Below are 9,525 nucleotides of genomic sequence, written 5' to 3' on the forward strand. Positions count from 1 at the left end.
ATTCTGTGAAACGCAGCGCCTTTCGTATCGAGATCACCGGCACAAGGCCGGTGATGACATGGAGGGTGTCGGCATCGTCTTCACCGCACCTTGTCCCGCGACAGGCCCTTGGCAGCCAGCTCGTCGAGATAGGCCTGCCACTTCTCCCCCTGCTCCGCTCCGAGCCGGTAGAGATAATCCCAGCCATAGATTCCGGTGTCGTGCATGTCGTCGAAGACGAGCTTGACGGCGTAATTGCCTACCGGCTCCACGCCGATGATCTCGACATTGCGCTTGCCCGGCACCGTCTTGCGCTCGGCGGGGCTGTGACCCTGAACCTCGGCCGAGGGGCTGCTCACCCGCAGGTACTCCGCGGAAAGATCGAAGGTTGTGCCGTCATCGAAAGTCACCCGCAGGCTGCGCTTGTTCTTGCCCAGGCGCAATTCCGTTGGCCAGCGCTCAGATGTCATAGCCTCAAACCCCTTCCCTGCTATACGATTCCACGCTAACTGCTTGATCATCACGTTGACGGTAAACTGCCGCGCGAACAAGGACTTCTCCGCCATGGGAGTCATCCCGGCTCATCTCGAGAACTCCGACACCGGCCGGGCCCTGTTGGACCCGTTTGGCCGGGCGATCACCTATCTGCGCGTTTCGGTGACGGACCGCTGCGATTTTCGCTGCGTCTATTGCATGTCCGAGGACATGGCCTTCCTGCCCAAGCGCGACCTCCTCACGCTCGAGGAGCTCGACCGCATCTGCTCGACCTTCGTCGCCCAGGGCGTGCGCAAGCTTCGCATCACCGGCGGCGAGCCGCTGGTGCGGCGGGACATCATGAAGCTCTTCGGCTCCCTCGCCCGCCATCTGGACGCGGGCGATCTCGACGAGCTCACCGTCACCACAAACGGCTCACAGCTCGCCCGCCATGCGAAAGACCTCGCCGCCTGCGGCGTGAGGCGGATCAACGTCTCCCTCGATACCCTCGATGCGGACAAGTTCCACCGCATCACGCGCTGGGGCGATCTCGCGAAGGTGCTGCAGGGGATCGATGCCGCGCAGGAGGCCGGGCTCAAGGTGAAGATCAACACCGTCGCGCTCAAGGGGGTGAACGAGGAGGAGATCGAAACCCTGCTGGAATGGGCCCACGGCCGCGCCATGGACCTGACCCTGATCGAGGTCATGCCGCTCGGCGAGATCGACGGGCAGCGCATCGACCAGTTCCTGCCGCTCTCGCTGGTACGGGCGCGCCTGGCGTCGCGCTATACGCTCTCCGACCTCGACGACCGCACCGGGGGACCTGCCCGCTACATGCGCGTGCAGGAGACCGGAGGACGGCTCGGCTTCATCACGCCGATGACCCACAATTTCTGCGAAAGCTGCAACCGGGTGCGTCTCACCTGCACCGGCCAGCTCTTCATGTGCCTCGGCCAGGAAGACGCCGCCGACCTGCGCGCTCCCGTGCGCGCCTCGGAGAGCGACGAGCCGCTTCGGCAGGCGATCGTCGAGGCCATCGCCCGCAAGCCCAAAGGGCACGACTTCATCATCGACCGGCGCCACGCCCGCCCTGCGCTGAGCCGCCATATGAGCGTTACAGGCGGTTAGGCCCGATCCATGCGTACACGCGTTCCCCCGTTGAATCATAAGCTGGCCATCCTCGCATCGGCGATGCTCGCGCTCGGCGTGACCGCCGCTTCTGCCGAGGAAAGCGCCTCGCAGCAGAAGCCTGCACTCCGGATCGCCGTGGAAGGCGCCTATCCGCCTTTCAACTATATCGATGCCAACAACGAGCTGCAGGGCTTCGAGGTCGATCTGCTGAAGCGCCTCTGCGAGGTCATGAACGCGGAATGCGAGCTCGTTCAGCACGAATGGGACGGCATCCTGCGTGCGCTCGTGAACCGGGAATACGATGCGGTGATGTCATCGCTCGAGATCACCGAGCGGCGCCAGAAGCGGATCGCGTTTTCGGACCCGTATTACCGCATCCCGGCGGTGTTCATCGGCTCCAAGGAAACGGCGCCCGGCGCGGTCACGCCGGCGGCGATGGCGGGCAAGAAGATCGGCACCATCGAGCGCACCGACCACGAGGCCTATCTCAAGACCTTCTACAAAAACTCGGAAGTCGTCCTCTACGCCAAGGCGGAGGAAGCCAATCTCGATCTTCTCGTCGGGCGCATCGATGCCGTGTTCGCCGACGAATTGCTGTTGTCGAAATTCCTCGGCACCCGCGAGGGCGCCTGCTGCCAGATCATCGGCGACGCACCGGCGGAGCCGGCCTACAAGCGCGAATCCTACGGCATCGGCCTGCGCAAGGAAGACGAGGATCTCCGCGAGCGCTTCAACCGCGCCATCGCGCAGGTGAAGGCGGACGGCACCTACGATCAGATCCGCGCCAAGTACTTTCCGTTCGATATCAAGTAGCGGCGTTTCACCCGCACCCTCCGACGTCATGGCCGACCTCCAGCGTCTCCCGGCCTTAGTCTTGGCGTCATCCCCATCCTCAGCGTCATCCCTTTTTAATACACTCGCCGTCTTCCCCGGGCTTGTCCCGGGGACCCACGTCTTTGCAGCGTGGTGGATTCTGAAGGCGTGGGTGGCCGGGACAAGCCCGGCCATGACGGCGGAGGGTGTCATTCCCGGCCGGAGCGCAGCGAAGGGGACGGCAATCCATCCACACGCTCGGTGCTATGGATCCCCTTCCCAGCCTACAGCCGCCGGGGATGACATGAGCACGGTTCCGCGCGAACCGATGACGTGCCGAAAAACCGGGTCCCTTTTTCGGCATGATGCGCTAGAACCGAACGGCAATTCAGGGAGCAGACGATGGCGAAGGTTGCATTTCTCGGGCTTGGCGTGATGGGCTATCCCATGGCGCGGCATCTGGCGTCGAAGGGACATGAGGTGACGGTCTATAACCGCACCGCGGCCAAGGCCGAGAAATGGGTGTCCGAGAACGGCGGACGCTCCGCCGCGACCCCGCGCGAGGCCGCCCGGGGCCAGGAGATCGTCTTCGCCTGCGTCGGCAACGACGACGACCTGCGCCAGGTGACGCTCGGCGCCGACGGCGCTTTCCAGGGCATGGGCAAGGGCACGATCTTCGTCGACCATACCACCGCCTCGGCTGAGGTGGCGCGAGAGCTTTATGCCGCCGCCAAGGACAAGGGCTTTGCCTTCATCGACGCTCCCGTCTCCGGCGGACAGGCAGGGGCCGAGAACGGCGTGCTGACCGTGATGTGCGGCGGCGATGCGGATGTCTACGCCAAGGCCGAGCCGGTGATCATGAGCTTTGCCCGCGCCTCGCGGCTTTTAGGAGCAGCCGGCTCCGGCCAGCTCACCAAGATGATCAACCAGATCTGCATCGCCGGCCTCGTGCAGGGACTCGCCGAGGGCGTTCATTTCGGCAAGAAGGCCGGGCTCGACATCGAGGCGGTTCTCGACGTGATCTCCAAGGGTGCCGCCGGCTCCTGGCAGATGGAGAACCGCGGCAAGACCATGAACCAGGGCAAGTTCGATTTCGGCTTCGCCGTCGACTGGATGCGCAAGGATTTGTCGATCGTCCTCGGCGAGGCGCGCAAGAACGGCGCCAGCCTGCCGGTCACGGCCCTCGTCGATCAGTTCTATGCCGACGTGCAGAAGATGGGCGGCCGCCGCTGGGACACGTCGAGCCTGATCGCGCGGCTCGACAAGTAAGTTTCCATCCACACCGAAAAACGAAGCGCCGGAGCCTCGCGGTTCCGGCGCTTTCTTTTTGTATCAGCGGACCTCTTCCGTTCCGCAGGGCCGACCGGGCCGGCAGCGCTCGGCATTGCCGCCGCCCTGGCGCCCCCCGCCCGACGGAGCGGGCGCAGGGCGAACCTGCTGCGGCTGCATGCGCGGCTGAGGCGCGGGTCGCGGCGGCTCGCGGAAGGCGCGCTCCTCGCGGGACGGCTGCTCCATGCGCGGCATCGGTCGCGGCTGGAATGCGGGCGCGTCGCGGCGCTCCATGCGAGGTTCTGGGCGAGGTTCCATGCGAGGCCGGGGGATGTCCGCCTCGCGGCGCGGACGGCGCTCCTCCGTCGGCGCGGCATTGGGCGGCCGGACGACGATGGGAGCCTGCGGCGCGGGCACGAATCGCGGATCGCGACCGGCGTCGCCGCGGCCCGGACGCTCACGCTCGATCTGGATCGGCGGGCTTTGGGGTCGCGGCTGCCGCGGCATGATCTCGTCCGCATCGAGCCTCGGATCCCGGGGCCGTGCAGCGTCACGCACCGGCGCGGAAGGACGGACCTCGCGCGGCGTGAGATCCGGCCTCATCGGCCGCGGGCCGCGATCCCGGTCGGGCCGCTCTCCGGAACGCGGGGCACCGGCCTGCGGGAATGGGATCGGTCGCGACGGCAAGGACGCACGGGGCCTGGGCGCTTCGCCAGGGCGGATTCCTCGTTCGTCGCGCGGCGCCCGCGGGTTGACGACGATCGGGATCGGCTCGACAGCCGCAAGGCCCGGCTGCCGGGGCACGCGCGGCTGCTCGGGCCGGAAGCCGCGGCGCGGGCGGGGGCCATCATCGCCCATGAGCGCTCCGAAGACCGGCGGGGCGGCGACGGGAATGGCAACCGGCCCGCGCGGGGTGCGGGGCGCGATCGGCTGATAGAAATAGCGCGGCGGCCGCGCCCGATAGGGAACCGGGATCGCCATGGGGATCGGGAGCACGCCGGCCATGAGGGGCGGCGGCGGCGGCTCGCGGATGATGGTGACGAACTCCTCGTCCTCGTCCCAGCGCGGCAGAAGATAGGCCGGCGTGCGCGGCGGCGGCACGTCGCGGATGATGGTCACGACCTCGACCACCTCGACGCGCTCGACCTCAGGCAAAGGCGGTGGCAGGTCGTCGTAGACCACCTCGTCGAAGACGGCCGGTGGCGCATAGGGCGCCGAGAGCCGTGCGAGCCTGCGCCGGCTGTCGGGGGCATGCGGGCCGTTCGGGTAATGGCGCAGATAGGTCCAGTAGGCCTCCCGCGTGTTGCTGGCCAGCGTGCGGCGCCAGACCAGCGCCTCGCGGCGGGCGGCGAGAAGAGCCGTTACGCGACGGGCGAGACGGTGATCGGGGTAGCGGCGCAGGAAGTCCTGATAGCCCTGGATCGTGTCGCGCTCGACGGCGATGGCATAGGCCTCCTCGGCGGGCACATCCTCGATCCGGCGCACCTCTCGCACCAGCGGCCTGCCTCCTGCCTCCGCCTGCTCGAAGAACGCGAAGGAGGCATTGCCGAGATTGGCGGTGTGCCAGGGAATCTGCTGGCCGTTGGTGGCCTCGTGCGTGCGCAGCCGGGTGCGGGCGAAGACCTCGTCGAGGGGCAGGCCGGGCTGGCGGATCATCTCGGCGAGCGCGGTCGCATAGGCACCGTAGGGCCCCTGCCCGTCGGCGGCGACGATGTTCGGGGCGGACGAGAAGGCCATCAGGAAGCCGGCCGGAGCCTCCATCAACGCGAGGCCCTTGGCGACGGGCTCACCGGACGAGCCGAGGGGATAGTCCCGCGCCATGTCGGCGACGATCACCCGCACCTGCGCCGGGCTGCGCTCGAGCGAGCGGACGAGATCGGAGAGGCGAAAGCCCTCGATCGGCACGTCCACGTCGCGCTCGATCCGGGCATCGACGGGGAGCAGGTAGTTCTCGCCCTCGAGCTGCACCCCATGGCCGGCCAGATAGACCGTGACCGTAGAGTTAGGCTCGAGATCCTGCACCTTGTCGAGGAAGTCGCGCACGAGGCTGCGCAGGTCGCTGGCGTTGAGATCGCGGCCCTGGACGACCTCGAAGCCGGCGCTCGTCAGGGACTGGGCGATCAGGCCCGCATCGTTCACGGCTGTCGGCAGCTGACGCCCCTGATAGGCACCCTGCCCGATCACGAGAGCGAGACGGTCCTGCGCCGCGGCGACGGAGGCCTCACCGAGAACGGCCGTGAGGACGAACGCGGAAAAAACGATAACACGTTTCAGGAAAGACACGGTTGACGCACCCTTTCACCCATCATGCGGGCCTTCATACAGAAAAGGTCAGGAGAGTTGAATGGCCCGTGAACAAAACGGGACGATAGGTAAGGTCAGGCATCACGCACGCTTGGAGACAGATACTCGCACTCGCCCTCATCCTCAGAAGCCGGCTCATCAATCTCCGCCTCATCCTGAGGAGATCGCGAAGCGATCGTCTCGAAGGAGGCTCCAAAGTGCACTGGAGCCGCCCTCGTCCTTCGAGACGCCGCCTCCGGCGGCCCTCAGGATGAGGGCTAAGGGGCAGAAACCCTTTTCACCGCCGGGTCATGGTCAGGTAGACGATGAAGGCGCCGATCGCGAGGGCGAGGCCCATGAGCACCAGCTGGCGGGTTTCGCCCGTCAGCGCCGCGTCGCGATACATCTGGTTGAGCCGCTCGGCCCGCTCGGGATCGCGCGACATGAAGAGACCGATCACGACGCTCAATGTGGCGAGGCCGAGGATCCAGTAGGTGGGGCGCATCGGTTAAGCTCCTTATCGTCCCTCGAACCGGGGCGGACGTTTCTCACGGAAGGCGGCGACGCCCTCCATGAAATCGTCGCTGGAGCCCGCCTCGCTCTGAAGCCGGGCTTCGAGATCGAGCTGGGCGGGAAGATCATTGGCGAGGCTTTCCGCCACCGCCTGCTTGGTCAGGCGATAGGCGAGCCCCGGCCCGGCCGCAAGCCTTGCTGCAAAGGCCGCCACATCCACCGTGAAGGAGGCATCGTCGAACACCTTGTAGACGAGCCCCATGCGCTGGGCATCCTCGGCCGAAACCGGCTCCGCGCTGAGCATGAGCGCGAGGGCGATCTTGGGGCCGACGAGGCGCGGCAGGATCCAGGTGCCGCCGGCATCCGGGATCAGGCCGATCTTGGCGAAGGCCTCCTGCAGATAGGCCGAGCGGGCCGCCACGACGATGTCGCAGGCGAGCGCGATGTTCATCGACGCCCCCACCGCCGGCCCGTTCAGGGCGGCAATGATGGGCTTGGGATAATGGGAGAGCCTGAGCACCAGCGGATTGTAGTCGCGGGTAAGCGCAGGGCCGAGGTCGAGGCGGCCCCTCTCGTCGCGCTTGAGATCCACCGTCAGGTCCTGCCCCGACGAGAACGCCCGCCCTTCCCCGGTGAGCACCACCACGCGCACCGTCTCGTCGCGCTCGAAAGCATCGAGCGCCTCGCGCAGCTCCGCATGCATGACGTCGTTGAACGCGTTCATCTTGTCGGGGCGCGCCAGCATGATCGTCCCGACGGGACCGTCGATCGTGCTGCGCAGGGTGGTCGGGCTCATGCCTCAAAGCTCCTTATGGCTGGGCTCGAACATAGTACGGATCTCCGGGCAGAGAACCGGCAAAGTTCGATTCAGACCAAGGACTGAAGGTAGAGCGTGACTCTCCTGTTATTCCGGGATGTTCAGGGATCGTAAGACTACTGCCTCAACAGGCGAGCCTGCTCGTTCTTGTGGCTGGCCCTGCGCGGCAGGCTCAGCCAGGGAACGAGATTGAGATTCGCAGGCTCGCTCACGCGGCTGCAATCCATGAAGTCCGGGATTTCCACCTGCCGGAAAGCACTCATCGGGGAAGCATCGCGGCTGAGCTCATCCTCGCCGGCCACACAATCATAAGGCCGGTTGACGGATCGGATCTGATATTGCGGCTCGGACCGCCTTGAATCCAGGCACCCGACGATGGTGTAGGGCTGCTTGCAGATCAGATGCGGGAAGCGCTGCTCCGTATAAAGAACATGGTCTCCGACACCATAGTGATGGGCTTTCATGGGGAGTCCTCTTTTTCCTCCGCGCGTCCGTGCGAGGCGCATGCGCGGACGGATGCTAAGCCCCCTATAGCCCTTCGGGTGTCCGGTTCGATCAGGCGCTTCGATTCAGATGCCAGAGCTCGACATCTCGGACCGCTACCTCATGTGGCAGCCCGTAATGCTCTTCGACCCGAGCGACGAGCTCGGCCTTTGTCTTGATCTGCGCGAGGTCCGACATCGACAATCGTTCCCACTTCGCCTGGACCTTGCGCATGTGTCGCCCGGCGAAAACATCGCCATCTCGATCGGTATAATGAATTTTCATGAAAAACCTATTTCTCACTAGAAAAACAACTTAGATTTCAAATCGTTCCAAAATATTATTTAGCATTTATATTATATTTTCTATTCTGACTATAAGTAAATTCAACGACTTTTATTTCCTAATAGTTTCCATCTCGCTGGAGCATGACACAGACCTCGTGCTGGAGAACGGGCACCAGTTCACTCTCGAACCAGGGGTTATTCCTGAGCCAGCCGTTGTTGCGCCAGGACGGATGCGGCAGGGGCAGGATGCGCGGCTTCTGCGGATTATTGAGGATGTCCCGCCAGCGGCGGACGGTCTCGGTCAGCCCGTCCTTGAAGCCGTCGCCGAGATGCCATGCCTGGGCGTATTGGCCGATCAGAAGCACGAGATCGAGATTGGGCAGCGCTTCGAAGAGCGGCTGGCGCCAGGCCTCAGCGCATTCCCGGCGCGGCCCGAGATCGCCGCCCTTCGCATCCTGTCCGGGAAAGCAGGAGCCCATGGGCACGATGGCGACCTTCGAGGCATCGTAGAAGGTCGCCTTGTCCATGCCGAGCCAGTCCCGCAGCCTTGTGCCGGAGCGATCGTCGAACGGGATGCCGCTCGCATGGGCCCGCGTTCCCGGCGCCTGGCTGGCGATGCACAGGCGCGCCGCGGCGCTGCCCTGGATGATCGGACGCGGCTCATGCGGCAGCGCCTTGCCGTAGCGCGGGGCATCGCGGCAGATGCGACACGCCCGAAGCTGCGCAGCGAGATCTTCGAAATTATGTGGGGAATCCATTCCCGACAGATGGGGATCGGAGCGAGATTTATCGAGGATTGCAGGCGCTCTCGCGGAGTGGCAGCCTGTTGCTATCGGGAGCGACAGAGATCATCGGGAGGATCCATGAAACCGCGCATTTCAGTGCTGACGCTCGGTGTCGACGATCTCGAAAAGGCCGTCGCCTTCTATCGCGACGGCTTGGGGCTTGCGACCGATGGCATCGTCGGCAAGGAATTCGAACACGGCGCCGTCGCCTTCTTCGACCTGCAATCGGGATTGAAGCTGGCGGTCTGGGCGCAGGAGGACATCGCTTACGATACCGGCCTGCCGAAGACCGCCCGCTCTCCGACCGCGTTCACGATCGGCCATAACGTCGCCAGCAAGGGCGAGGTCGACGCGGCGATGGAGCAGGCCAGGAAAGCGGGCGCGACCGTCTTCAAGGAAGCCCAGGACACATTCTACGGCGGCTATGCCGGCTATTTCCAGGATCCGGACGGGCATGTCTGGGAGATCGTCTGGAATCCTGCTTTTCTGCCCTGAGCGTCCGGCTCGTCATTCATTGAGAGGCGCGGGTTCACCTCTCCCCGGTGGGGAGAGGTCGACGCGCGTCAGCGCGGCGGGTGAGGGGTCACAGGTCTATCCGGAAAGCGCGTGGGGCCCCCCCCTCCGGCCCCCGGGGGCTCCCCCCCCCGGGGGGGGGGGGGGGGGGGGGGGGGGGCGCGGTGTGGTTTGTTTG

General features: G+C 65.5%; 10 protein-coding genes and 1 pseudogene. 5 read left to right on the plus strand and 6 right to left on the minus strand.

Going from position 1 to position 9,525, the window contains the following annotated elements; genetic code table 11:
* Positions 1-80: 80 nt before the first annotated feature.
* Positions 81-449: a gamma-butyrobetaine hydroxylase family protein gene (locus tag JKL46_RS02020; protein WP_201829712.1), complete on the minus strand. Its 369-nt coding sequence runs from the start codon at positions 447-449 to the stop codon at positions 81-83.
* Positions 450-543: 94 nt separating this feature from the next.
* Between JKL46_RS02020 and moaA the strand changes: the two genes are divergently transcribed.
* From moaA to JKL46_RS02035, 3 genes and pseudogenes are all read left to right on the plus strand, one after another.
* Positions 544-1,581 carry a GTP 3',8-cyclase MoaA gene (moaA, locus tag JKL46_RS02025; protein WP_201829713.1) on the plus strand — a complete coding sequence of 346 codons (1,038 nt, stop codon included), beginning with the start codon at positions 544-546 and terminating at the stop codon, positions 1,579-1,581.
* A gap of 30 nt (positions 1,582-1,611) precedes the next feature.
* Positions 1,612-2,397 carry an ABC transporter substrate-binding protein gene (locus JKL46_RS02030; protein WP_201829714.1) on the plus strand — a complete coding sequence of 262 codons (786 nt, stop codon included), beginning with the start codon at positions 1,612-1,614 and terminating at the stop codon, positions 2,395-2,397.
* A 390-nt stretch (positions 2,398-2,787) separates the two neighbouring features.
* A pseudogene (locus tag JKL46_RS02035) lies at positions 2,788-3,666 on the plus strand (NAD(P)-dependent oxidoreductase); the annotation flags it as partial.
* Positions 3,667-3,729: 63 nt separating this feature from the next.
* Here JKL46_RS02035 and JKL46_RS02040 read toward each other — a convergent pair.
* The 4 genes from JKL46_RS02040 to JKL46_RS02055 form a co-directional block, all read right to left on the minus strand.
* Positions 3,730-5,949: a caspase family protein gene (locus JKL46_RS02040; RefSeq protein WP_201829716.1), complete on the minus strand. Its 2,220-nt coding sequence runs from the start codon at positions 5,947-5,949 to the stop codon at positions 3,730-3,732.
* Between the two features lie 298 nt (positions 5,950-6,247).
* Positions 6,248-6,454, minus strand: a complete 207-nt coding sequence (locus JKL46_RS02045; protein WP_201829717.1) for a hypothetical protein — start codon at positions 6,452-6,454, stop codon at positions 6,248-6,250.
* A gap of 12 nt (positions 6,455-6,466) precedes the next feature.
* Positions 6,467-7,258, minus strand: coding sequence for an enoyl-CoA hydratase-related protein (locus JKL46_RS02050; RefSeq protein ID WP_201829718.1), 792 nt, complete (start codon positions 7,256-7,258; stop codon positions 6,467-6,469).
* Positions 7,259-7,395: 137 nt separating this feature from the next.
* Positions 7,396-7,743 carry a hypothetical protein gene (locus JKL46_RS02055; RefSeq protein WP_201829719.1) on the minus strand — a complete coding sequence of 116 codons (348 nt, stop codon included), beginning with the start codon at positions 7,741-7,743 and terminating at the stop codon, positions 7,396-7,398.
* A 109-nt stretch (positions 7,744-7,852) separates the two neighbouring features.
* On the opposite strand from JKL46_RS02055, the gene JKL46_RS02060 reads away from it, so the two are divergent.
* Positions 7,853-8,068, plus strand: coding sequence for a hypothetical protein (locus tag JKL46_RS02060; RefSeq protein ID WP_201829720.1), 216 nt, complete (start codon positions 7,853-7,855; stop codon positions 8,066-8,068).
* 97 nt (positions 8,069-8,165) lie between these two features.
* Here the strand turns inward: JKL46_RS02060 and JKL46_RS02065 are convergent, their stop codons facing one another.
* Positions 8,166-8,807, minus strand: a complete 642-nt coding sequence (locus JKL46_RS02065; protein ID WP_201829721.1) for a uracil-DNA glycosylase family protein — start codon at positions 8,805-8,807, stop codon at positions 8,166-8,168.
* A gap of 105 nt (positions 8,808-8,912) precedes the next feature.
* On the opposite strand from JKL46_RS02065, the gene JKL46_RS02070 reads away from it, so the two are divergent.
* Positions 8,913-9,329, plus strand: a complete 417-nt coding sequence (locus tag JKL46_RS02070; RefSeq protein WP_201829722.1) for a VOC family protein — start codon at positions 8,913-8,915, stop codon at positions 9,327-9,329.
* Positions 9,330-9,525: the final 196 nt, after the last annotated feature.

The sequence above is a fragment of the Microvirga zambiensis WSM3693 genome (assembly GCF_016735695.1).
In the GTDB taxonomy this organism is placed as follows: Bacteria; Pseudomonadota; Alphaproteobacteria; order Rhizobiales; family Beijerinckiaceae; genus Microvirga; species Microvirga zambiensis.

Excerpts from the sequence above, each read along its gene's own strand:
- JKL46_RS02070 (WP_201829722.1), top strand. The coding sequence starts at position 8,913 with ATGAAACCGCGCATTTCAGTGCTGACGCTCGGTGTCGACGATCTCGAA.
- JKL46_RS02065 (WP_201829721.1), bottom strand. The coding sequence starts at position 8,807 with ATGGATTCCCCACATAATTTCGAAGATCTCGCTGCGCAGCTTCGGGCG.
- JKL46_RS02020 (WP_201829712.1), bottom strand. The coding sequence starts at position 449 with ATGACATCTGAGCGCTGGCCAACGGAATTGCGCCTGGGCAAGAACAAG.
- JKL46_RS02055 (WP_201829719.1), bottom strand. The coding sequence starts at position 7,743 with ATGAAAGCCCATCACTATGGTGTCGGAGACCATGTTCTTTATACGGAG.
- moaA (WP_201829713.1), top strand. The coding sequence starts at position 544 with ATGGGAGTCATCCCGGCTCATCTCGAGAACTCCGACACCGGCCGGGCC.
- JKL46_RS02050 (WP_201829718.1), bottom strand. The coding sequence starts at position 7,258 with ATGAGCCCGACCACCCTGCGCAGCACGATCGACGGTCCCGTCGGGACG.
- JKL46_RS02045 (WP_201829717.1), bottom strand. The coding sequence starts at position 6,454 with ATGCGCCCCACCTACTGGATCCTCGGCCTCGCCACATTGAGCGTCGTG.
- JKL46_RS02060 (WP_201829720.1), top strand. The coding sequence starts at position 7,853 with ATGCCAGAGCTCGACATCTCGGACCGCTACCTCATGTGGCAGCCCGTA.